Genomic DNA, 21,632 nt, shown 5'->3' with positions numbered 1-21,632 from the left:
GTTTTTAAACTACCCTAAAGAGGTAGCCATTTAGAGTAACAAACAACCAAAAACAACCATATAGGTTGGTTTTCAGAGAGTTTTTAGCTTGATGGCTGGTTTATTTTGATGGGAGTTAATTACTGAAATGTTATTTTATTTCACAATATAGGCCAAAAAACGGAAAGGTTATTACCTTAGATATACAAATTGGCTTAGCGGCTCGGCTTTTTTTCCGTCCAGCCGAACAGCAAAATAGAGCGAATCAGCGCGCGAAACTTAATTTTCGTTGCCCGCCAGTGGGTTGCAGGTGTTATCGGTGCGGTATCCATCAGGTGTCGGTAGGCTGGCAGGTCAAAATTCACTTCGCCACCATGCGCGATCAACAGGTGCTCGGCCTGAAGTTGATAGACCCGGGTAACCGACTCTCGGTAACGGTTGGGATAAAAAACCGGAAACGGCGAGATCAATTTGTCTTTTACAGAAACAATCAGGTCCGCCACATACAATATACTGTCACCCTGATGGTAAAGAGATAGGTCTCTGTCAGTATGGCCAGGCGTTTCCAATACCTGCCAGTCACTAAATTCAGGCAACGTATCGCCATCATTAAGCATCACATCCGGTTTGAGTTTTCTGGCATACCAGAGACGGCGCCGCGGCTTTCTCATTCGATTAGCCACCCAACGCGCCAACGCCAGATCGGTGATAAACATCAGCCACCCAGCCAAGCCCTGATACCAGTGGCCCGGCTGGTTGGCTGCAATGATTTTTGCCCCACAGATTTTACGCAGCAAATGGGCGCCTCCGGCGTGATCCGGGTGCATATGGGTCACGACCACGACTTTCAGATCGCTGAGCGGACGCTGCATTTCATGGGTAATGTAATGTTTAAGATAAGCGACATCAGCACGACTGGCCCCGTCGAGTAACAACAGTTTGTCCGGGTACTCCACCAAATACATCTGTTGGATGTAACCCTGTATGGTATGTAAGCGCAAAACGAATCCTTGTTTGCTTATGTTTAATAGTTATTTCTGGTCTGACCAATTTAAATTAGCAGTGTTTGTAGCACGATGCCAACATCAAACTCACAGCTTTGCGGCTGAATTAAGATTAGTTGATATGCGGACGGAGACAAACGGGCAAAAAAAAAGAGCCTGACTTGCAGGCTCAAACCATTTGGAAAGAAATGACAAATAGATGAATGAATAGTCACACTGATATGACCCGCTCATAGTAGTTCAATTGGTCGCATATGTGAGTATGGAAATGTCAGGATAAGTAACGCTGAATTTTCAATGACGTATCTTTAAATTTGGTTGATACTTCAATACGTTTCCTGAAACTATAACATGCGGTAGTGCAAATCCCCTTCAACAGAGGCAAATTATGAAAACCATCATCGCCGGCCATCGCGGCGTCGCTGGGCACTTTCCTGAAAATACCCGAATAAGCATAGAAGCGGCTGCCAATTTGGGATTGGAGTGGATAGAAATTGATGTTCAGGTTTCAGCCGATGACGACCTGGTGATCAACCATGATCCCACCATAGACCGCTGCAGTAATGGCAAAGGCTGGATTCACCAGATGACTCTGGAGCAGCTGCGCCAATATGATTACGGTAGCTGGTTCAGTGAACAATTCGCCGGTGAAACCATCATGACACTGCCGGAACTGTTTGCGCTGGCGGATAGTTTACAGCTCAAGGTAAATGTGGAAATCAAGGCTGATAAATGTGACAGCGTCACCATTACAAGTCTGGTCGCCCGCGCGCTTAGCCGCAGCCCTCTTTCGACAGAGCAAGTATTGCTGTCCAGTTTCAACCACGACATCATGCTAAGCCTGCATCAAAGCTGCCCGGATTATCGTCTCGGCGTATTGGCTAACCGGCTGAGTGAAAAAGAGTGGCAGCTACTCAAGCAAATCAACGCGTTTAGCTGCCACCTCAATTACCGATGGCTGACCCAGAAACAACTCAGCCAGTTGCATCTGGCGGGTTACCAGGTTTGGTGCTATACGGTCAATCAGCCCAGTAAGTTTGCGCTGCTTGACCAAGTCGATGCGATTTTCAGTGATTATCCAGAAAGATTTTTATCTCATCACCGATGATTAATATTCAACGCTAATATTTGCAAAGCCAATACATCATCAACAGAGAGGTTCTAATTGGCCCAGTTCAGCAGAGAGCTGTTCGAACGAACTGACTGTGGTGCCGCGAATGTCAGCAAACCACGCGCCATCATCGTGATACTCCACTGAAACTATTGAGGGATAACGGCCCTGGATATAAGTTTCCGCGGTTTCTATACCATCGAAACTTTTCACCGGAACAGAGCAGGATTCCAACCCGGCTCCCATGGCCAGGCCGTTGATTTGGTCGAGCAGAACTTGAAAGTGATCGCTAAAGTGATTGGTCATGACGATGCTCCCGGTCTGAATGATAGATAATTTATATCCACCTTTAAGTGCAACGCATAACCAATACCTATTAACAATTCGAATGGTTTACTGAATTACCCTTCCGCATCGGGCTGGTTTTCCGGGGCGGCGGCAGCAAATGCCGGATGTTCCCGTGCTTGCTGACTGACGCGGCGAATGATCGGAAACGGCTGCATGTCCACCTTGAAACGCTCAGCATTGTATACCTGAGGCACCAAACAGACATCAGCCAGCGTTATCTGGTCGCCAAAGCAGTAAGCACCGGCCACAGCGGCCAGTTTTTTCTCTAACGCGTGAAATCCGACCTCTATCCAGTGCCGATACCAGCAACTTTTCTGCTCGTCAGACACTTGCAACTCTTTGCCCAGATACTGCAGTACCCGCAGATTATTCAGCGGATGGATATCGACCGCTATGTCTTGCGCCAGAGCTTTGACTCGATAATAGTCCAGCGGTTCATGTGGCAAAAGTGCGGGCTTGGGATAACTCTCTTCCAGGTAATCCAGAATCACCATCGACTGGTTTAAGACCAAATCACCATCAATCAACACCGGCACCAGTTCACTGGGGTTCAGTTGCTGATAGCTGGCGGTGTGTTGTTCTCCGCCATTTTTAACCAGATGCACCGGCATCTGTCTATATGCCAGTTGCTTGAGGTTTAGCGCGATCCTCACCCGGTACGCCGCAGAGGAGCGCCAGTAACCATATAAGGTGATTTCGCCTGCCATCAGTATTTCACCACCCGCTGATCGATAGCACCAAAGATAGAACGCCCCTCATCATCCAGCATTTCTATCTTGATCCGGTCACCAAAATGCATGAACGAGGTCCTCGGCTTGCCGTCACGAATGGTTTCAATCATCCGCACTTCAGCGATACAGGAATAACCAACTCCGCCTTCTGAAATCGCGGTACCAAAGTCGGTGCCTTGCTTATTGGACACGGTGCCCGAACCGATAATAGCACCGGCGCTTAATGGCCGGGTTTTCGCAGCATGGGCTACCAACTGCGGGAACTCAAACGTCATATCGACGCCGGCATTCGGACAGCCAAACGGCTGATCGTTATAGGTTGAAAGCAGCGGCAGGTTCACTTTGCCGCCATCCCAGTGCTCGCCCAGTTCATCTGGTGTCACCGCCACCGGTGAGAATACCGAAGATGGTTTAGACTGAAAAAAACCGAATCCTTTGGCAAGCTCCGCCGGAATTAACCCACGCAGTGAAACATCGTTAACCAGCATCACCAGCCGAATAGATTCAGCGGCCTGCTCAGCACTGGCTCCCATCACCACATCACCGGTGATCACCGCAACTTCACCTTCGAAATCAATGCCCCACTCTTCACTTCCCAGCGGAATATCATCCCGAGGGCCAATAAACGCATCAGAGCCACCCTGATACATCAGCGGATCGGTCCAGAAACTCTCCGGCATTTCTGCGCCGCGGGCTTTACGCACCAGCTCCACATGATTAACGTAGGCTGAGCCGTCAGCCCACTGATACGCGCGCGGCAGCGGAGATTCACACTGATGCTGGTTAAATGGTATTTCACCGGCCAGCGGACTTTCATTTAAGCTGATATAAACTTCATTGAGTTTAGTTTGTACCTCATCCCAGTTATCCAGCGCGTATTGCAGGGTTGGAGCAATATCGGTGACCGCAACACAACGGGTCAAATCCCGGCTGACTACGACCAGTTGCCCGTCGCGAGTTTGATTCTTTAAGCTTGCTAACTTCATCTCTGCTCCCTAGTCGGCCGAAGCCGGTTTCCAACTGTAGACGTATTGTTTGTTTTCCACTTGCTCGGCTTCTTCGCCAAACTGCAGTGCATGGCGGGTATCGATCATCACCGCCACTTCGTCCGTAAATTTTTTCTTATACTGCTGACCGGCCTGGAACGCTTTCGGGTGTGGTCCGTGGGTAAAGCCGGCAGGATGGAACGACACCATGCCCGCTTCGATGTTATCCCGGCTGAAGAAATCGCCAGCGTGGTAGAACAGCACTTCATCGTAATCGTCATTATTATGATAGAACGGTACTTTCAGCGCGCCGGGATCGCTCTCTATCGGCCGCGGCACAAAGGTACAGACAACAAAGCCATTGCCGACAAAGGTGGTGTGCGCTGATGGCGGCAGATGGTAGCGATGAGACATTAGCGGTCGGATGTCACGCCAGTTCAGTTTCACCACTGACAGATCGCCGTGCCAGCCAATCGCATCAAGCGGATTAAACGGATAGGTAATCCGGCTAACCTGACCATGGCGCTTAACCATCACTTTGGTAGTCTGCTCGCTGTACTGGGCCCGGAACTGGTCATTGATCGACGGAACCTGCAACACTGCCGGGTCAAACACGGCGTGGTTACCCACCATCCCCTTGTCCGGCAGAGTGTATGCGGCATCCGTATTCTCAATCATTAAGATGAACAAGGTTTCGCGGGGCTCCAGCCGCCAGTTGGTGGAACGGGGGATCATCACGTAATCCCCTTCACTGACCTGCAGATGGCCATAATCACAGTAGAGATCTGCTTCGCCCTGGTGGATAAACAGCAGCTCATCACCGTCTGCATTTCGGGCCAGAAAATCCATTGACTCTTCCACGCGCCAGACGCGAATTTTGCAATTGCTGTTGTAAAGCAGATTGGGCACTGCCCAGGGAGAGCCGACATTTGCCTGTTCGACTTTCAAAAAATCAAACAAGCGCGGGCGAAGTTCGCCCTCCCATTCACTCCAGCCGGTTGGCGCGTGTTGGTGGTGAAAATGGGAAGCCGGACCGAAAAATCCGCTTCGGCCCGCTTCTCGTTCGTAAATTGCCTCTTGCGGGAAGTCAGCGTGCGCTTGGCGCGAACACACTCCCTCCCGGTGAGGGAATGTGATCCACTTATGCATCGCTCAGTACTCCTCGACGAATCTGGTCTTCTTCAATCGATTCAAACAGCGCTTTGAAGTTCCCCTCACCAAAGCCTTGGTTTCCTTTACGCTGGATGATTTCAAAAAAGACCGGACCAATAACCGTTTGGGTGAAGATTTGCAGCAGGATGCCGTCTTTCATCGGTGCGCCATCGATCAGAATGCGCAGCTCGCGCAACGCTTCGACGTCTTCACCGTGACCTTCTACCCGCTGATCGACTTTTTCGTAATAGGTATCCGGGGTCGGCATAAATGCCATACCGCGCTCACGCAACGTACGTACCGTGGTGTAGATATCGTCCGTGGTTAGTGCGATATGCTGAATACCTTCACCGTTGTATTCACGTATGAATTCTTCAATCTGCGATTTGTCGTCCGATGATTCATTGATCGGGATGCGGATCTTGCCGCATGGCGCGGTCATCGCCCGGCTGACCAGTCCGGTCAGTTTGCCTTCGATATCAAAGTACCGAATCTCACGGAAGTTGCCGATACGCTCATAAAAACCAGACCAGATATCCATATGGCCCTGTTTAACGTTGTGGGTTAAATGGTCAATCTCATACAAGCCAACGTCTTTCTCTTTCAGGCGCTGCTCGGCATCCGGATAGAATTTAAAATCAACATCATAGATGCTCTGGCTGCCATAGCGGTCGACAAAATAGAGTAAGCTGTCACCAATGCCGTAAATGGCTGGGATGCTTAGCTCCATCGGGCCAATTTCAGTCTGGTATTTCTTACCGCCATTGGCCAGTGCATGTTCCATCGCTTTGGCGCAATCTTGAACTCTGAACGCCATACCACATACTGACGGGCCGTGGATGCGGGCAAACTCTTCCGCCTGACTGTGTGGCTGCGCATTGACAATAAAGTTGATGTCACCCTGGCGATACAGCCAGGCTTCTTTTGACCGGTGTTTGGCGATTTCCGCAAAGCCCAGAGACCCGAACAGCTGTTTCAGATCGTCAATGCCCTTTTGATTAGCGGCGGTATATTCAACGAACTCAAATCCATCGGTTCCCAGTGGGTTGTAATCAGTTGCCATGTTCTACTCCTTGAGGCTTGCATTTGGCAGTCCCTACCTAAAGTGAAATAGAAGCGATGAGATTTGAACAGTTGAAGTGAAATCTGTTAACAAACAGCCTGGCAAGCGGCATTGTAAACCGTGAAAAACAAAACGGACAATTCGAAATAAGCTATTGTTTTAAAGGGATTAAAATGCAAAATTTCATTGTAAATTATACGTTACACGAATGTTAACAGTAGTTTTTTTACAATGTACACATGCGGTCAATCAGGGTGAGTTAGTGACAGTCAAATCCAGCGCCAACTGATAGCGTAATGAATCCGATCTAAGATTTTGATATTTTTCGATTAACTGTTTCTGGTTTAATTTTTCGTCGCCGAAGAACAATCCTTCTCGCTGACTGAGTAGCGGGAAATGGTTTTTTACCATGTCCAGCACATAATCGACTTTGCAAATGGTAGCGGGATTGCACGACTTACCGTGTACATCATCCAACGCATCCAATAGATTGGAGCGGAAACTTTCCAGCAAATAGAGATTATCCAGCTCGACGTGACTCTGTAACGCGCTTTGCCAACTCGTGACTAATTTATCCAGTCCATCCAGAATGAGTTTATCCGCATCCAGCTGTTGCAACTGCTGATATTTATTCTGATACGCCACTAGGGCGCAGCTTTTTTCCATCTTGAACAGCTGTTTGATCTCCGATGGGGTGAGGTGCTGCTGCGCTTTGAGCAGATAGCCGAAAAAGAAGCGGGTTTCGAAACGCTCGATGGCGTGGAAAAGCGGCGTGTCCAGACCATTACTGTTAAATTGCGTCAGAGGGTCAAATTCGTACATGTAGCCAAAATCAAACAGCTTGACCTCTCCCTGCGGCGTTGCCAGCAGATTTCCCGGACAGAGGTCCCACTCAAACAGTCCGGCCAATTCAATATTGGTCAGAGTCTGAAATAGCTGGCTAAACATGGCTTCATTGACGGGGTCAATCGGATGACCTTCAATCCACGGGGATAAAATCACCCCATCCAGAAACGAGGCAAATTGTGTGTCAACAACATGGGTGAACCGCTCAGGACTGGCGGCTTTCAGACGGGTAAAATCACAGCGCCTCTGCACTTCGTTGAGAAACGAGGTCTCGCCATCGACATTTTTGACCAGGCTTTCAGGCCGCTTGAGTTTGAGTGTCCAGTGCTGGCCTGCCAGCTTGAGTTTAAAGACCGTCGCGGTCAAACCCTGGTTGAAACTGGTGACAACGTAGTCGCTGTCATGGCAGGTTGTTTTCAACTCCGGTAGGCTGATACCCAGGCCTTCCAGGTCGCCAACTTGCAGCGCCTGGCCACTTGCGACAAAAGCCAGTTGGCGTTGCTGGCGTTCGGTTTCTAACGACATGGCGACTTCCCTCGGATAATTGAGCCAGATATCGCTAGCAATTTACCGAAAGCCAAAGCAGAGCGCCAGTGTCTCCACTGGCGCCAACTGAGTTTATTCCCAGAATTTCCACCATTTTTTGCTGTGTTCTTCGCGCATTTCCTGCCCTTGCTCAGAACCTTTGCCCATTTCTTTACGTTCCTGGTCAGCTTTTTTGTTGGCCTGTTTTTCCATTCCGGCACCTTTGCCTTCGGCGCGGTCATCGTCGTCTTTCATGTCGTCAGAGTCCATATCATCGTCTGACTTATTGCCGTTCTTGGCTTTCTTGTCTTTCTTATCTTTGTTGTCTTTTTTATCTGACTCGGAATCTTTCAGCTTACGCTGTTTATCTTTTACTTTGCCTTCCAGCTCTTTAAGCTCTTGCTTCTCTTCTTCCAGCTCTTCAAGCTCTTCTTCCAGCTGACGTTTCTGCTTTCCTTTCGCCTGTTTTTGCTTGTTTTTGTTCTCGGCAATCAATTCATCCAGTTGCTGGCGACGATTCTCCATCTGCCCCATTGCTTTGTCAGCTTGTTCTGCGTTGGTGATTTGTGCAGGATCGGGTTTGCCATTTCCTGCCCATTCTGGTTTAGCGGCGGTGGCAGGTAATGAGAATGCTGCCAGGATAGCCAATGCGGTTAGTGTTTTTTTCATGCTTTCCTCGTTTTTGCTGTTTTATTGTTGAGCAGTTGTTCAAATAGATCGGGCTCAAGCGGTTTTGAATAGAGGTAACCCTGGTAAACGTCACATCCCTGTTCAGACAACAGAGTTAACTGCGCGGCTTTTTCAACTCCTTCAGCCACAACGGTTTTATCTAGATTATGCCCCATCTGAATGATTGTCTTTATTAACATTCGGTCAATTTTTTGTTCGACACACTCATCGACAAAGAATTTATCAATTTTGAGTACATCTACGGGCAACCTTTTCAAATAATTCAACGATGAATAGGCGATACCAAAATCATCGATGGCAATGGACACCCCCAGCATACGCAGTTTTGCGCAGGTGAAGGCGACCATTTCCGGTTCGTTCATCAAGGTTGTCTCGGTGATTTCCAGCTGCAGGTAGTGACCAGGCAAGCCGCTGGTCGCCAGACAACGTTCAACCAGGGGTAACACTTCATCGTGGGAAAATTGCACTGGCGACACGTTCACGGAAATACAAACTGGCCGGCCAGCACGAAGCCATCGCATACCTTGCATGCACACCTGCTCTAATACCCACTGACCAATAGGAATGATCTGTGCCGTTCGCTCGGCAATGGGAACGAATTCGCTAGGCGATATCTTCCCCAATGAGGGATGGTTCCAGCGCAGCAACGCCTCCGCGCCGACAAGTTGATTGGTTTTGACACACACTTTAGGTTGATACACTACAGCCAGCTGGTTCTGTTTTACCGCCTGTTTTAAATCAACGGCAATCTGGTTATTGCGGATGGTCTCTTGCGCCAGTTGTTGATCAAACCACTGAAAGTTAATGCGTCCCTTCTTCTCGCGAGCTTTATCCACTGCCACATCTACATTCTTACCCCACAAGCTGATGTTCCAACCGGCATCACTTAATAAAGCGATCCCTGCGTTGAAAGTCAGTTCATGGCTGGTGTCTTCTATCTGATAGACGCAGTGATAGCGAAAGCGAAAAATATCCACCAGGGTATTCACACTTTCAGTAAGATCTTGCTCGGCGCTCATCAGCACAATAAATTCATCACCACTCAGGCGGTAAAACCGGCCACGCTTGCCGATGAGGTTTTTAATCTGCTGGCTGAATAACACCAGTAACTGATCACCGCAGCGGTAGCCTAGTGCATCATTGGCATTACGAAAATTAGTAATGGCCATTTGAATCACCGCATAGTCCCGTCCTGAGGTCACTTTAGGTTTGATGGCACCGATATCTTCAAAAAACGCCTTACTGTTCCTCAGCCCTGTCAGGTGATCGGTATGGCTGGCTCGTTTGTACAACAGAGCTTCGCGGCGAGCCTTCTTCTGAAAATAAGCCATGACAGAGGCAAACACACTGATCAGCAGCAGTTCAAATGCGTCTTCGGCAAAGCTGTCGAACTGGCCTGGTTGGACGGCGGGCAAATAGCAGGCGATGAGAACGATAGCGGCCAGAATCGGCCAGAAGCTTCCCGGCATAATCACCAGAAAACAGAGCGGCAGTAACAACAGGACTTGTTCAATGGCCTCCCGCTCCAGTGGCTCAATCACACTTCCCAGCAGGATGATCCCAAGCGACAACACAGCAAAGGCGAGTTTAGTTTTTCGGCGTCGGTGAAGAAATGCCACAAGTATGGCAACAGGGAATCCGAGATACAGCCAGCGAGAGACAGGGTGTTGGGTGATTAGAGAGTAACTGATAGCCGCTACCGCCAGGACAAACGCGGCAGTAATTAATCCGTTTGAATGAGATAACATCCTGTCAAAACGACGGCTAGTCTCCATCTACCCCTCACTTTTATGCACTAGCAGGATTGTCTACAAGAGCAATCATGCGTTAACGCTAGTGATAGTTTGCACAATTTTTAGTATATGCAACCTGCTCGATGTTTTGTGGCGTTTTATATTGAATAGACAAATAAATTGGAAGCAGCCACACGGCTGCTTCCAATTTGACAATGAATTGACGAAATTAATACAAAAAAATCAGATACCCATCTCTTCGGCTAACCGTTTGATCTGCTCTAAATCCATTTGATGCACTTGAATCATCTGATCGATCTGGCTTAAACGTGAATTGGCTTCATCCTGTTTATCACAGGCATCCGATTTAACATCCCAGGACGTGCCTTCCAGATACAGGTCGCAATCTTTCTTCAATGACTTAAGTTTCGGCACCAGTTGCTCACGCTCTTTTTGCAGTGCTGCCAGATCCTGTTTAATGGCCATTTCGCGCTGGAACAGTTCGCGCGAGCGCTCCAGCATCACCGCTTGCATATCGGCCTGACGGTTGAGTTTTGTGTTCTGTTCATCTGCCTGGCTCAGCTGGGACTGTTGCTCAGTCACCTGACCCTGTAACTGCTGATTCTGCTTTTTCAACGTGGCCAATTGCGTGTTTAGTTTGTCTAACTGCTGCTGATGCTGCTGTTTTTCTTGCTCCAGCGCCTGGCGCAGTTTTTCTTCTACCTGATCATCCACCATCGCTACTTTTTTCTCAACTTCAACCACTAACTGCTGCTTTGAGTCCAGCTCCCGCTGGTATTGTTGTTCCAACTGCTGGTAAGTTTGCTCCCATTTACTGCCGGAGACCGCGGCGCCTATTAAGCCACCTAAGGCTAAACCCAACACTGCAGCAATGGCGATATAGAGATAGCTTCGCTTGTCACGCTCTTCGATAACCACGACATCGTCGTCATCGTGAGTTTCGTTCTGTTGTTTCACTCTGTGGCTCCCGCTGGCTAGCGTATCAACTCAGTGGTCATTAAGGTGGCAACATAAAGCAGGAACCCGGACAGCAGCACTATCACGACCCATTTTTGCAGTGTCTCATTCGTTCGGTAGCGGATAAGAATAAATGCAATGGCAATTAATAGCCCGATAGTAAACAGTCTGGTCATAGTGGCTCCCGAATTGAGTTACCAACCCCAATTAAAATAAAGATTTACCCTCATTCTATACTATTTATCCGACCGCTTGAGTTAAAAGTCGGTAGTTTTGCCGAAGACTTTGCCGAATATTTATCCAAACGACATTTTGTATAGTGACATGCAGCCAAGTTTTAGCTAGTATCGCCGCTGCACATTGCCCAACCAAGGCAATTGTTCCGATGAAGACTGCAGGAGAGAGGTTATTAACCAAACATTAACATTTGGTTAGATTAACCCGCCGAAGAAGTAAATCTTTCAGGTGCTTTATTCTGATTTATTAAGTCAGAGCCCTATTTGGGAACAAAGCGAGGACTGTAGTTGGAGGAACCTCTGGAGAGAACCGTTTAATCGGTCGCCGAAGGAGCAAGCTCTGCACCCGCAGAGTGAAACTCTCAGGCAAAAGGACAGAGGAGTGGAAAGCGATCATATATTGCGGCAGATCTGCCCGCAACGCTGTCCTTTGTCTGACAGCCCTTTCCTCTCTTCTCCTTATAAGTTGTATTCATTAAGGGGAAATCATGAATAACCTAACCGCCGTACTGCACACCATAGACCAGTTTATTTGGGGTCCACCGCTTTTGATCCTGCTGGTAGGTACGGGTATTTACTTCACTTTTCGTTTAGGCCTTTTACAGTTCCGCCACCTACCTACGGCACTTAAGCTGGTATTTACTAAAGACGCTCAGGCAAAACCGGGCGACGTGTCCAGTTTCGCTGCGCTCTGTACTGCCCTTTCCGCCACCATTGGGACCGGCAATATCGTCGGTGTCGCCACTGCGATTAAACTCGGCGGGCCGGGTGCCCTGTTCTGGATGTGGCTGGCCGCACTGTTTGGCATGGCAACCAAATACGCTGAGTGCCTGCTGGCAGTCAAATACCGCCGCCAGGACAGCAACGGCCAAATGGTTGGTGGCCCTATGTACTATCTGCGCTATGGCGTTGGCTCTAAAACGCTGGCCACTCTGTTCGCGGTATTTGCCCTGGGGGTGGCCTGTTTTGGGATCGGTACTTTCCCCCAAGTGAACGCGATACTGGATGCCAGCGAGATCTCGTTTGGCGTGCCACGCGGATTGGCGGCATCGCTGCTCACGCTGTTGGTCGCTTTTGTCACTTTGGGCGGTATTCAGTCTATTGCTAAAGTGGCCGGTCGAGTGGTGCCTGCCATGGCGCTGTTCTATGTGGTGGCCTGCCTGTGGGTGATCCTGTTTAACATCGATCAGCTGTTTGAAGCTGTGCAGCTGGTATTGGCCTCGGCATTCACTTCAACAGCCGCGACCGGCGGGTTCCTTGGTGCCGGTATTATGCTCGCTATTCAGTCTGGTATTGCCCGTGGTGTATTTTCCAACGAGTCCGGCCTCGGCAGCGCCCCTATTGCGGCGGCGGCGGCGAAAACCGATTCCTGCGTAAGACAGGGCTTGATCTCCATGACCGGCACCTTCTTCGATACCATCATTATTTGTACCATGACAGGTTTGGCTCTGATCATGACTGGAGCCTGGCAATCTGACCTGGCAGGTGCAGCCATGACGACCCATGCTTTTGCGGTCGGTTCAGGTGCTGAAACCCTGGGACCATTGGTAGTTTCCATCGGCCTGATGTTCTTTGCTTTTACTACCATTCTTGGTTGGAACTACTATGGCGAACGCTGCGTGGTATTTCTGATGGGTACCCGCGCGGTACTACCATATAAACTGGTGTTCCTTGCTCTGGTGGCGTCCGGTGCGTTCTTGCAACTGGATATGATCTGGATAATCGCCGACATCGTCAACGGTCTGATGGCAATACCAAACCTGATCGGCCTGATTGCCCTGCGCCAGGTTATCATTGAAGAAACCCGCAGCTACTTTCGCGCGCTGCCAGCGAAAGCATCGCAACCGGCGATTTGATTGTTCGCAAAAGAACTGGCAATAGAGAAAAAGAAAAGCGCCGAAATGGCGCTTTTCTTATATAGAGATGAGCTTACGATTACTCAGGCATCTTCGAGCAGCAGTTTTACCCCAAGTATTACCAGCACCAGCCCGGTCGTCGCTTCCATCCAGCGCATAAACCGAGAACTTTTCAATAGCGACTTGGCCTTATTCAGAGCCCCTGCCAGACCACACTGCCAAACCATAGCGATCAGAAAGTGAATGGACGCCATCAACATAGACTGCAATAGCGGAGAGCCCTGCGGATCAATAAACTGAGGCAGAAAGGCCAGATAAAACACCGCCGTTTTTGGGTTAAGTACGTTTGATAGCACCCCTTCGCGCAACGAGCGACGGACATTTAACTGGCTGTGCGGCCCGGTATGTATCGCCATCGGAGCATTACCCTGCATAGTGGCTCTTAGGCTGCTAAAACCCAGATAAATAAGGTAGCCAGCGCCAACCATTTTAACCAGGTTAAACAGTTCCGCAGATTGGGCCAATAGTGCAGATATCCCAACCGCCGACATCAACGCATGAACATATAAGCCAGAACAAATCCCTAAGCTGGTAATGGCTCCGTCAGTAAAGCCACCTCTTGAGGTGTTACGAATTACCAGTGCCGTATCCAGTCCTGGAGTTAGGGTTAGAATGGTTATTGCGATGACAAACGCTTCAAAGTTCTGGATCAAGAGCTTTATCCGTCCTATGGTTATCTTTCCCGACAAGTTAACCGGTTTGTCATTGAAAAGCTACGATTATTCACCTTTGCCAGACGGGCAGACAGTGATACCTTAGCCGGAAAATAACCACAAGGTGCCATACATGGAACAGTACCAAAATCTGATTAATCATTTTCAAAAGATTTCTCGTTTCAACCATCTATCTGCCATTTGTGGCTGGGATCAGGCTGCCGTTATGCCTGCTGGTGGCAGTCAGGCACGCTCAGAAGCGATGGCTGAACTCTCCGTTCACATCCATGGTCTGTATACCCAGCCTCAACTTGCCGACTGGTTTGCCGAAGCAGAAACAGAAAGTTTAAATCCCGAGCAAACGGCAAGCCTGCGCGAAATGAAGCGCAGCTGGCAGCTGGCCAACGTGCTGCCGGAAGATCTGGTTCAGGCCAAATCTCTGGCTGGATCTAAGTGTGAACACGCCTGGCGCACCCAACGTGGCGATAATGACTGGGCCGGTTTTGCCGCCAACTGGGCAGAAGTGGTTAATTTGTCACAGCAAGAAGCGCAAATCCGCGCCGAAGCCACCGGGCTTTCCCGCTATGACGCCATGCTGGACATTTACGAACCGGGCACCCGTTCTGATGGGCTGGACTCAATCTTCAGCGATGTGAAAACCTGGTTACCACAACTGATCGATCAGGTTATCGACCATCAACGTAGCGACAGTTACATCGCTCCTTCCGGCCACTTCTCCAGTGACAAACAGAAAGCGCTTGGCCTGGACGTAATGAAGCTGCTCAAGTTTGACTTTAACCACGGTCGATTGGATGAAAGTATGCACCCATTTTGCGGCGGTGTGCCGAGCGATGTACGCATCACCACCCGCTACAACGAGCATGAGTTTGTCCAATCACTGATGGGTATAGTGCATGAAACCGGCCACGCCCGATATGAACAGGGCTTACCGAAATCACTGGCAGGCATTCCGGCTGGTGAAGCGCGCTCTATGGGTATTCACGAATCACAATCGCTGTTTTTTGAAATGCAGTTAGGCCGCAGCCGCGCATTCATTGAGCATCTTTCACAACTGGCAGGCAACCATTTTGCAGATTCCGATCCTGCCCTGTTCAGCGCAGATAACCTAGCTACCCTGTACACTCGAGTAGAAAAAGGCTACATCCGGGTGGATGCAGATGAGCTCACCTACCCGGCACACGTGATTCTTCGCTACGAAATTGAGCGCGACCTGATCAATGGCAACATCGCCTATCAGGACGTACCTGAACTGTGGGATCATAAGATGCGTAGCTACCTCGGCCTGTCTACCGAAGGCAACTTCAAAAACGGCTGCATGCAAGATATTCACTGGACGGACGGCGCCTTTGGCTACTTCCCATCCTACACACTCGGAGCTATGTACGCCGCGCAGTTTATGGCAGCGATGAAGCAAACCGTTGATGTCGACAGCGCAATGCGCAGCGGTGATCTCTCGCCTATTTTTGACTGGTTAGGCAATAACATCTGGAATAAAGGCAGCCTGCTCACCACCGATGAACTGGTTAAACAAGCCACCGGAGAAGTACTGAATCCGGCATTCTTCAAGCAGCACTTAACTGAGCGTTATTTGTAATAGCCTTTGGTTAGCTAAATTACAGCCCCGCTTTAATGACTCAAGCGGGGCTGTGATGTTTTTTGGACAAAAGCTTCTTAGAGCTACAACTTAATTTAGTGAACTATGAATTAGCACAGATATGGAAAACTGGGTAATTCCTTCTATCCTCAACATCAAGCATACAACAACCATATTTCGGTCATCAACGAAGTATCATTTTTCCCATTAGCTATAGTACCTACAACAATTAAGTGACATAGATAGGTAAAGAAATGATTGCTGTATTATTTGAGGCAATGGCTGTTGCGGAAAAGAGAGACAGATACTTCCAGTTGGCGGAACAATTAAAGCCACTTCTCAGTGATATCGATGGTTTTATATCAATCGAGCGTTTTCAAAGCACAACAAACCCAGACAAATTTATATCTCTATCTTGGTGGAAAGATGAAGAAGCTATCAAGCATTGGAAGAAAAATGTGCAGCACAAGCTTGCTCAAGATGAAGGAAAATCTACCATTTTTTCTTTTTACAAAATCAACGTTCTGACCTCAACTCGAGAATATTGTTCACAATAACATAGAGATAGTAACATGCATGATATACATATAATTTTAAAAAATAGTCCTGGAGAATTAGCGCGATTTGGTGAAGTCCTTGGAAAGAATGGAATTGGACTAGAAGGCGGTGGAGTTTTTGCTTATGAAAATTACAGCCATGCTCATTTTCTAGTCGAAGATGGAGAAAGAGCGAGGGATGTCCTTACTGAGAATGGGTTTGAAGTAAAGGGGGTCACTTCTCCACTCATACGAAAACTCAAACAAGAACAACCCGGTGAGCTTGGTGCGATAGCTAAAGCGTTAGGAGATAAAGGCGTTAACATTATTGTTCAATACAGTGATCATGATAATCGATTGATACTTGTAACCGATAACTATACCTTGGCTGAAAATGCAACAATGGACTGGGCTGTATAAACTTGAGCAAAGAAAGTATCTCCTCAATAACATCAATAGACTTTAGTCAGGAAACCGACATGGCAGCCTTAGCGGCTGCCATGTCGGACACCTCTAGGATGAAAATCCTATGTGCGTTGATGGATGGAAAAGCTTGGACTGCTACCGAATTAAGCGTTGTAGCAGAGGTTGCACCATCAACTACTAGTTCTCACCTATCCCGCCTGCTGAAAGCCAATCTTGTTATATGTTTATCTCAGGGACGACACAGATATTTTCGCCTCTATAGTAAGAACGTCGCTGTATTACTCGAAAAAATGATGGGAATTACTTTCCAAGTAAGTAGTCCCTCTCGTTCCAAAGTGCCTCAAGAACTTCTCCAAGCAAGAACCTGTTATGACCATTTAGCCGGCGAAATAGCTGTGCAACTGTATGATTCACTATTAAAAAATAACTGGATTGACAGTGATGGCAAAGGTATCACTAAGCAAGGACAAGAAAAATTTTTAGAGTTAGGTATCAATATCGATGAGAAAACTAGAAGGAAAAAATGTTGTCCATGCTTAGATTGGAGCGAAAGAAAGTTCCACGTTGGTGGTCACTTAGGAGCATCGCTACTTAGTTTTTTTGAAGATAATAACTGGATAGAAAGAGTCCCCGGATATCGCGAAGTTGTTATTACCAATAAAGGTAAAAAAGAATTTCATGGGCATTTTGACATTGATGTATAGGTGTCCTTAGAGAGCATAGCATGTAAATGGTTACTCATTAGCGCATGTATTGAACCTCGCAAATTCCAGTCAACACCACTAACATATTTTGGGGCAAAGGCAATTTAGGTAACTGGGAAGGATATCTTCCTAGTTGCTACCAGTGTTTGGACAAAGGCGTGACAGCATTGAAGCAGTCACCTCGAGCTCGAAATCATTTACTTCGCATAAACTGAGTCAAACCAGGCATGCCAAGCGTTGCAGATCACTCCTATTTTCTTGCATACCAATAGCGGCTCTTCACTTAGTATTTCGCCACATCCTATACCCTATCTGCTTCATTGATTTCCCCAAAAGATGCGCCGCAACAGGCGCGGTGAGGAAAATAAATAACATAGTGCCAAGAGTACGTGAAATCACCGTAATATTTGGAATGGCTATCGCGACAGCCAAAAGCAGTGAAGCGACGCCGACCGTACCAGCCTTAGTGGCGGCGTGCATGCGAGTGTAAAGATCCGGCATACGAGCAACCCCCACACTGGCGATCAAAATAAATAAAGTACCAAGACAGAGAAATATACTTATGAGAATTTCCATCACTCCTCTCCTACTCTCTTCGCGATCAGCCGAGCGAAGGCTATAGTGCCGAGAAAGGCAACTAAACCGAGCGTAATCGCAATATCTAACAGCGACTGTTGTCTACTATCCAGTGTATACACCGCAATAAATCCAACCGTGACAATCGAGATAAGATCAAGTGCGACGACTCTGTCAGCCAATGTCGGTCCCAATACCAAGCGCACCAATGCCAATACAACGCTCAGCAGCAAACCGCCATAAGCAAAGAAAATACTTAACTGTAGCAAGCTATCCACGAGTTACCTCCAAAATCCGTTTCTCTAATCCATCTTTGATTCCTCTAATCACTTTCTCATGTTCAGGTGCAAACATGGCATGCACGACCAAGTACTTTTTGTCAGGCGTCACATCCAAACTTAAGGTGCCGGGAGTTAACGAAACCATGTTGGCGAGCAGTGTGATTTCTAAATCAGACTTTGCATCGAGTGGCACGTAAACGATATCCGGGTCACTTAAATGTGTTGGCGTAACCACATCCCAAAACACCCGCGCGACAGAGATCATCATCTCCCCAAAGAAGTAGAGTATTAACCGCACAAGTGCACTAAATACGTGAAAGTAACTTCTGTTGCGCTTAAACGGCAAACTTAGCCTCAGGGCTAAAAAACCCACTATAAAACCAAACATAAAATTAAGGCTGGTATAACTTCCGCTTAGAAGCATCCAAGCAAGCGCGAGAAAGAGGTTAAGAATAAAGTAAATCATTGACTACCTCTCAACACAGCTCGGATATAAGCATTGGGTTCCAATAACTGATCTGCTGCCAGTACAGCAAACTGATAAAATGGCTCTGCAACGAAACCGATCAATAAACTCAGCGCCGTCAATGTTGCTATCGGAATGCAGTATAAATACTGAACTTGCTTAGTTACTTCTGGCGCCTCAGTCCCGCTTTCCGCCTTTTTCCAAAACACTTCGTTCCAGATTTTGCTCATGGAAAAGACGGTCAACAAACCTACCAGTAAAGCCGTCCCAGCAAGCCAATAGCCCTCTGTTTGCAGACTCGCTTTGATGACCAAAAATTTACCCCAGAATCCGGATAGAGGCGGAAAGCCCGCCAGTGAAAATGCGGTAACAAAGAAAAAGAATGTCAGCCAAGGCATCGCTTTATAGACACCGCCTAACTGACCAAGCTGGCTGGTGCCATATTTGCGCTCAATAAAGCCACCAATTAAAAACAGGTTAGCCTTCACCAAAATGTGGTGGATGATATAAAAGATGCCACCAGCAATAGCCAGAGGCGTGTAAATAGCGAGTCCCATGACCATATAGCCAATCTGACTGATGATATGAAATGAGAGAATTCGTTTAATCTCGAATTGGCATGCCGCACCTAAAACGCCCGTCAACATAGTTAAACCGGAAACCCACAATAACGTCGACTGCCAACCACTCTCGGGCAAAGGAAAAACGAGCGTAAACACGCGCATCAGTGCGTAGACCCCAACTTTTGTCAGTAACGCTGCAAACAGGGCTACCACGGCGCTGGGTAACGTGTGGTACGAAGCAGGCAGCCAGGCAAACAGTGGAAACAACGCCGCTTTGATCGAGAAAGCAAATAAAAATAATCCAGCCAGTAAGACTTTTGTCTCTGGTGCAATCAAGGCCGCCTTAGTATGCAAATCCGCAAGATTCAGGGTTCCGGTCGCACCGTATAACAGCCCTATCGCGAGTAAAAAGAACAAGGTTGACATTAAGTTTAAAATCACATATTTCACTGATGCATCGATCTGATTTTTGTTAGCGTCCAAAATCATCAGGCCGAAGGAGGCAATCAGCATAACCTCAAACCAGACATAGAGGTTGAAAATATCGCCAGTCAGAAATGCGCCATAGACCCCTGCAAGAAGTACGTGAATTAAAGCGTGATATGTGCCATAAGAACGTTTGTCTCGAAGATCCCCAACTGCATAAAACACACAAATAACGCCAATAATCGCCGTTACCATCACCATAGCAACCGCGAGCAAATCTGCGACAAATACAACGCCAAAAGGGGCGTTCCACTGTCCAAAAGCCACCGCCTGTGGGCCAAATTGGATCACGTCACTGGTGAGTAAAACGGCAACAACCAGGGTAAAAAGTGCACTTGCTCCGCTAATACTTTCAATTAGATACACCTTACGCTTGGCGCCAAACACCGCAACTGCGGTCAGAAGTGAAGTCACGATCGGTAAGGTGAGCCATATCGTCGTCATTCCTCCTCCTCTGAGCGGCGCATCTCATCAACGTCTGCCGACCCTGTTTCTGAATAAGCGCGATAGAGCAAAAGCAGAGCAAAAACCAACAAACCAAAGCCGATTACGATGGCTGTCAGTATCAACGCGTGAGGAAGTGGATTGGCGAAGCCATCCGGAGGCAGCCTAGTGTTTGAATCGATAAGAGGAGGCAGTCCTGGGGTTAATCGTCCAGAGGTAATAATGGCTAGATTTACCGCGCTACTCAATAGAATCAGCCCGAATAATATCCGCAATACATGTCGTTCGAGCAGAAGGTATATACCCGCAGAAACAAATACACCAACGACCAAGCTCCACAACGTTTCCATCAGTCGAGCACCTCATTCACATGTAAGAGTATTCCCATTACGCCACCGATAACCGCGAAATAAATACCGACATCAAACAGCAGTGGCGTACCCAGCGGAAGTACCTCTTTCCACCACAAGCCCGTCAAGAAAGGCAAATTGAAAGCAAGGCTCAGCAGGCCTGCACTTAAACTGAGCAAGATACCGAACAATGCAATGACTAAAGGCGAATAGTACAAACGATCTCGCACATACTGTGGAGATTTGGCCAGCACCAACACAGCAAAGCCTATCACCGCGATAAGTGCGCCGATAAACCCGCCTCCTGGCTCATTGTGCCCACGCAACAGCAAATACAGAGAAAACACCAACATCAACGTAGAAACAATCTGCGCAGTGGTGGCAAAGATTAATGAACGCATAGGAGAACGCTTGCCATGATTGGTTTTGAGCAAGCTGATGGCTGCAATACCCGCAATTACAACCACCACCACTTCTCCCAATGTATCGATGGCGCGAAAGTCCACCAAAATAACATTGACGATATTGCGGCCATGTCCGCCCGGGAGACTATTGTTAGCAAAGAACTCCGCCAACGTCGGGTCCAATGGCTGTGCAGTATTATTGATAAGCAGAGCGGAAACAGACAGTCCTATAGTGCCGGCTATCGCAACATGTAACAGCCGACGCCACTTAGAGTGGTTAGGCACCGTGTTTAACTTCGGCATATGGCGCAACAGCAGAACCACAAACACGACCATCAGGGTTTCGACCAGTATCAAGGTCTTTGCAACATCGGGGGCGCTGTACAACATGAAGACCAATGTTGTCATAAAACCCACCATACTCAGCGCAGCAACTGCCAACATGCGATACATGGTAGTCGCACAAATGACTACCGCAACGACCAGCAACAACGCAATAATGACTTCATAGAAATTGATCGTTGCCAAGTCAGTCAATCGTGCTGTCGGAATCACTAATGGGTTGCTTATCAGCACCATGGCCAAAACCAGGCTAAACAGCAAAATATAGCGACTTAAACGTTTTTGCTGCAGCCATTGTGTTTGCCAACGGGCAAAACGCAATACGCTACTTATTATCTGATCAAGCACCCATTCTGCTTTGGGTAAAACGAAAAATATTTTCTGCCAGGTTGACAGCGCAGTGGGGTACAAAGAGAAAACAGCGAAACCCAATACCAAGGTGGCAACGCTCAACAGTAACGGAAGATTTATTCCCTCCCATAATTTAG

The 21,632-nt window shown here is 48.0% G+C and carries 24 protein-coding genes and 1 riboswitch; of the genes, 6 read left to right on the top strand and 18 right to left on the bottom strand.

What is annotated here, in order from left to right; translation table 11 throughout:
- Nucleotides 1-194: 194 nt before the first annotated feature.
- Complete coding sequence (locus ACQY6F_RS12295) at nucleotides 195-980, bottom strand: MBL fold metallo-hydrolase (RefSeq protein WP_428774737.1); 786 nt, start codon at nucleotides 978-980, stop codon at nucleotides 195-197.
- A gap of 391 nt (nucleotides 981-1,371) precedes the next feature.
- Here ACQY6F_RS12295 and ACQY6F_RS12290 point away from each other — a divergent pair, with 391 nt between their 5' ends.
- The gene (locus ACQY6F_RS12290; protein ID WP_428774735.1) at nucleotides 1,372-2,091 is read left to right on the top strand and encodes a glycerophosphodiester phosphodiesterase family protein; all 720 of its coding nucleotides are present in this window, start codon (nucleotides 1,372-1,374) and stop codon (nucleotides 2,089-2,091) included.
- 39 nt (nucleotides 2,092-2,130) lie between these two features.
- Here the strand turns inward: ACQY6F_RS12290 and ACQY6F_RS12285 are convergent, their stop codons facing one another.
- From ACQY6F_RS12285 to ACQY6F_RS12240, 10 genes are all read right to left on the bottom strand, one after another.
- Nucleotides 2,131-2,400: a hypothetical protein gene (locus ACQY6F_RS12285; RefSeq protein ID WP_428774734.1), complete on the bottom strand. Its 270-nt coding sequence runs from the start codon at nucleotides 2,398-2,400 to the stop codon at nucleotides 2,131-2,133.
- 95 nt (nucleotides 2,401-2,495) lie between these two features.
- Nucleotides 2,496-3,149, bottom strand: a complete 654-nt coding sequence (gene maiA, locus ACQY6F_RS12280) for a maleylacetoacetate isomerase (protein ID WP_428774732.1) — start codon at nucleotides 3,147-3,149, stop codon at nucleotides 2,496-2,498.
- Entirely contained in the window at nucleotides 3,149-4,159 is a 1,011-nt protein-coding gene (locus ACQY6F_RS12275; protein ID WP_428774730.1) for a fumarylacetoacetate hydrolase family protein, read from the bottom strand. The genes maiA and ACQY6F_RS12275 overlap by 1 nt, the downstream gene beginning before the upstream one ends.
- Before the next feature lie 9 nt (nucleotides 4,160-4,168).
- Nucleotides 4,169-5,308 (bottom strand): homogentisate 1,2-dioxygenase, encoded by a 1,140-nt coding sequence (locus ACQY6F_RS12270; RefSeq protein ID WP_428774728.1) that lies wholly within the window; start codon nucleotides 5,306-5,308, stop codon nucleotides 4,169-4,171.
- On the bottom strand, nucleotides 5,301-6,374 hold the full coding sequence (hppD, locus tag ACQY6F_RS12265; protein ID WP_428774727.1) for a 4-hydroxyphenylpyruvate dioxygenase: 1,074 nt from the start codon (nucleotides 6,372-6,374) through the stop codon (nucleotides 5,301-5,303). The genes ACQY6F_RS12270 and hppD overlap by 8 nt, the downstream gene beginning before the upstream one ends.
- A 249-nt stretch (nucleotides 6,375-6,623) precedes the next feature.
- Nucleotides 6,624-7,745, bottom strand: a complete 1,122-nt coding sequence (locus ACQY6F_RS12260) for a hypothetical protein (protein ID WP_428774725.1) — start codon at nucleotides 7,743-7,745, stop codon at nucleotides 6,624-6,626.
- A gap of 93 nt (nucleotides 7,746-7,838) precedes the next feature.
- Nucleotides 7,839-8,414, bottom strand: a complete 576-nt coding sequence (locus tag ACQY6F_RS12255) for a hypothetical protein (RefSeq protein WP_428774724.1) — start codon at nucleotides 8,412-8,414, stop codon at nucleotides 7,839-7,841.
- Nucleotides 8,411-10,210, bottom strand: coding sequence for a putative bifunctional diguanylate cyclase/phosphodiesterase (locus ACQY6F_RS12250; protein ID WP_428774723.1), 1,800 nt, complete (start codon nucleotides 10,208-10,210; stop codon nucleotides 8,411-8,413). The genes ACQY6F_RS12255 and ACQY6F_RS12250 overlap by 4 nt, the downstream gene beginning before the upstream one ends.
- A 201-nt stretch (nucleotides 10,211-10,411) precedes the next feature.
- On the bottom strand, nucleotides 10,412-11,146 hold the full coding sequence (locus ACQY6F_RS12245) for a chromosome partitioning protein ParA (protein WP_428774721.1): 735 nt from the start codon (nucleotides 11,144-11,146) through the stop codon (nucleotides 10,412-10,414).
- A gap of 17 nt (nucleotides 11,147-11,163) precedes the next feature.
- Complete coding sequence (locus ACQY6F_RS12240) at nucleotides 11,164-11,322, bottom strand: hypothetical protein (protein ID WP_428774720.1); 159 nt, start codon at nucleotides 11,320-11,322, stop codon at nucleotides 11,164-11,166.
- Nucleotides 11,323-11,672: 350 nt separating this feature from the next.
- Nucleotides 11,673-11,770: riboswitch (glycine riboswitch) on the top strand.
- Between the two features lie 100 nt (nucleotides 11,771-11,870).
- On the opposite strand from ACQY6F_RS12240, the gene ACQY6F_RS12235 reads away from it, so the two are divergent.
- On the top strand, nucleotides 11,871-13,238 hold the full coding sequence (locus ACQY6F_RS12235; protein ID WP_428774718.1) for an alanine/glycine:cation symporter family protein: 1,368 nt from the start codon (nucleotides 11,871-11,873) through the stop codon (nucleotides 13,236-13,238).
- Nucleotides 13,239-13,321: 83 nt separating this feature from the next.
- Here the strand turns inward: ACQY6F_RS12235 and ACQY6F_RS12230 are convergent, their stop codons facing one another.
- The gene (locus ACQY6F_RS12230) at nucleotides 13,322-13,951 is read right to left on the bottom strand and encodes a LysE family translocator (protein WP_428774716.1); all 630 of its coding nucleotides are present in this window, start codon (nucleotides 13,949-13,951) and stop codon (nucleotides 13,322-13,324) included.
- Between the two features lie 133 nt (nucleotides 13,952-14,084).
- On the opposite strand from ACQY6F_RS12230, the gene ACQY6F_RS12225 reads away from it, so the two are divergent.
- From ACQY6F_RS12225 to ACQY6F_RS12210, 4 genes are all read left to right on the top strand, one after another.
- Nucleotides 14,085-15,566, top strand: coding sequence for a carboxypeptidase M32 (locus ACQY6F_RS12225; protein ID WP_428774715.1), 1,482 nt, complete (start codon nucleotides 14,085-14,087; stop codon nucleotides 15,564-15,566).
- A gap of 254 nt (nucleotides 15,567-15,820) precedes the next feature.
- Nucleotides 15,821-16,123, top strand: a complete 303-nt coding sequence (locus ACQY6F_RS12220; RefSeq protein WP_428774713.1) for an antibiotic biosynthesis monooxygenase family protein — start codon at nucleotides 15,821-15,823, stop codon at nucleotides 16,121-16,123.
- Between the two features lie 15 nt (nucleotides 16,124-16,138).
- Nucleotides 16,139-16,522 (top strand): amino acid-binding protein, encoded by a 384-nt coding sequence (locus ACQY6F_RS12215; RefSeq protein ID WP_428774711.1) that lies wholly within the window; start codon nucleotides 16,139-16,141, stop codon nucleotides 16,520-16,522.
- 59 nt (nucleotides 16,523-16,581) lie between these two features.
- Entirely contained in the window at nucleotides 16,582-17,232 is a 651-nt protein-coding gene (locus ACQY6F_RS12210) for an ArsR/SmtB family transcription factor (protein ID WP_428774710.1), read from the top strand.
- A 279-nt stretch (nucleotides 17,233-17,511) separates the two neighbouring features.
- On the opposite strand, the gene mnhG is transcribed toward ACQY6F_RS12210, so the two are convergent.
- From mnhG to mbhE, 6 genes are all read right to left on the bottom strand, one after another.
- Nucleotides 17,512-17,808, bottom strand: coding sequence for a monovalent cation/H(+) antiporter subunit G (gene mnhG, locus ACQY6F_RS12205; RefSeq protein WP_428774708.1), 297 nt, complete (start codon nucleotides 17,806-17,808; stop codon nucleotides 17,512-17,514).
- Entirely contained in the window at nucleotides 17,808-18,086 is a 279-nt protein-coding gene (locus tag ACQY6F_RS12200) for a monovalent cation/H+ antiporter complex subunit F (protein WP_428774706.1), read from the bottom strand. Before ACQY6F_RS12200 ends, mnhG begins: the two co-directional genes overlap by 1 nt.
- Nucleotides 18,079-18,555 (bottom strand): Na+/H+ antiporter subunit E, encoded by a 477-nt coding sequence (locus tag ACQY6F_RS12195; RefSeq protein WP_428774704.1) that lies wholly within the window; start codon nucleotides 18,553-18,555, stop codon nucleotides 18,079-18,081. The genes ACQY6F_RS12200 and ACQY6F_RS12195 overlap by 8 nt, the downstream gene beginning before the upstream one ends.
- On the bottom strand, nucleotides 18,552-20,048 hold the full coding sequence (locus ACQY6F_RS12190; RefSeq protein WP_428774702.1) for a proton-conducting transporter membrane subunit: 1,497 nt from the start codon (nucleotides 20,046-20,048) through the stop codon (nucleotides 18,552-18,554). The genes ACQY6F_RS12195 and ACQY6F_RS12190 overlap by 4 nt, the downstream gene beginning before the upstream one ends.
- Complete coding sequence (locus ACQY6F_RS12185; RefSeq protein ID WP_428774700.1) at nucleotides 20,045-20,398, bottom strand: Na+/H+ antiporter subunit C; 354 nt, start codon at nucleotides 20,396-20,398, stop codon at nucleotides 20,045-20,047. The genes ACQY6F_RS12190 and ACQY6F_RS12185 overlap by 4 nt, the downstream gene beginning before the upstream one ends.
- Nucleotides 20,398-21,632: hydrogen gas-evolving membrane-bound hydrogenase subunit E (mbhE, locus tag ACQY6F_RS12180; protein WP_428774699.1), on the bottom strand; the 1,235-nt coding region annotated here is incomplete at its 5' end. The genes mbhE and ACQY6F_RS12185, both read right to left, overlap by 1 nt.

This window comes from Vibrio sp. (assembly GCF_050299255.1).
Taxonomy (GTDB): Bacteria; Pseudomonadota; Gammaproteobacteria; order Enterobacterales; family Vibrionaceae; genus Vibrio.
This window is presented reverse-complemented; position numbering and strand designations above follow the sequence as displayed.

Coding starts and splice junctions, on each gene's coding strand:
- ACQY6F_RS12290 (WP_428774735.1), top strand. CDS start 1,372: ATGAAAACCATCATCGCCGGCCATCGCGGCGTCGCTGGGCACTTTCCT.
- ACQY6F_RS12285 (WP_428774734.1), bottom strand. CDS start 2,400: ATGACCAATCACTTTAGCGATCACTTTCAAGTTCTGCTCGACCAAATC.
- maiA (WP_428774732.1), bottom strand. CDS start 3,149: ATGGCAGGCGAAATCACCTTATATGGTTACTGGCGCTCCTCTGCGGCG.
- ACQY6F_RS12275 (WP_428774730.1), bottom strand. CDS start 4,159: ATGAAGTTAGCAAGCTTAAAGAATCAAACTCGCGACGGGCAACTGGTC.
- ACQY6F_RS12270 (WP_428774728.1), bottom strand. CDS start 5,308: ATGCATAAGTGGATCACATTCCCTCACCGGGAGGGAGTGTGTTCGCGC.
- hppD (WP_428774727.1), bottom strand. CDS start 6,374: ATGGCAACTGATTACAACCCACTGGGAACCGATGGATTTGAGTTCGTT.
- ACQY6F_RS12260 (WP_428774725.1), bottom strand. CDS start 7,745: ATGTCGTTAGAAACCGAACGCCAGCAACGCCAACTGGCTTTTGTCGCA.
- ACQY6F_RS12255 (WP_428774724.1), bottom strand. CDS start 8,414: ATGAAAAAAACACTAACCGCATTGGCTATCCTGGCAGCATTCTCATTA.
- ACQY6F_RS12250 (WP_428774723.1), bottom strand. CDS start 10,210: ATGGAGACTAGCCGTCGTTTTGACAGGATGTTATCTCATTCAAACGGA.
- ACQY6F_RS12240 (WP_428774720.1), bottom strand. CDS start 11,322: ATGACCAGACTGTTTACTATCGGGCTATTAATTGCCATTGCATTTATT.
- ACQY6F_RS12235 (WP_428774718.1), top strand. CDS start 11,871: ATGAATAACCTAACCGCCGTACTGCACACCATAGACCAGTTTATTTGG.
- ACQY6F_RS12225 (WP_428774715.1), top strand. CDS start 14,085: ATGGAACAGTACCAAAATCTGATTAATCATTTTCAAAAGATTTCTCGT.
- ACQY6F_RS12220 (WP_428774713.1), top strand. CDS start 15,821: ATGATTGCTGTATTATTTGAGGCAATGGCTGTTGCGGAAAAGAGAGAC.
- ACQY6F_RS12215 (WP_428774711.1), top strand. CDS start 16,139: ATGCATGATATACATATAATTTTAAAAAATAGTCCTGGAGAATTAGCG.
- ACQY6F_RS12210 (WP_428774710.1), top strand. CDS start 16,582: ATGGCAGCCTTAGCGGCTGCCATGTCGGACACCTCTAGGATGAAAATC.
- mnhG (WP_428774708.1), bottom strand. CDS start 17,808: ATGGAAATTCTCATAAGTATATTTCTCTGTCTTGGTACTTTATTTATT.
- ACQY6F_RS12195 (WP_428774704.1), bottom strand. CDS start 18,555: ATGATTTACTTTATTCTTAACCTCTTTCTCGCGCTTGCTTGGATGCTT.
- ACQY6F_RS12190 (WP_428774702.1), bottom strand. CDS start 20,048: ATGACGACGATATGGCTCACCTTACCGATCGTGACTTCACTTCTGACC.
- ACQY6F_RS12185 (WP_428774700.1), bottom strand. CDS start 20,398: ATGGAAACGTTGTGGAGCTTGGTCGTTGGTGTATTTGTTTCTGCGGGT.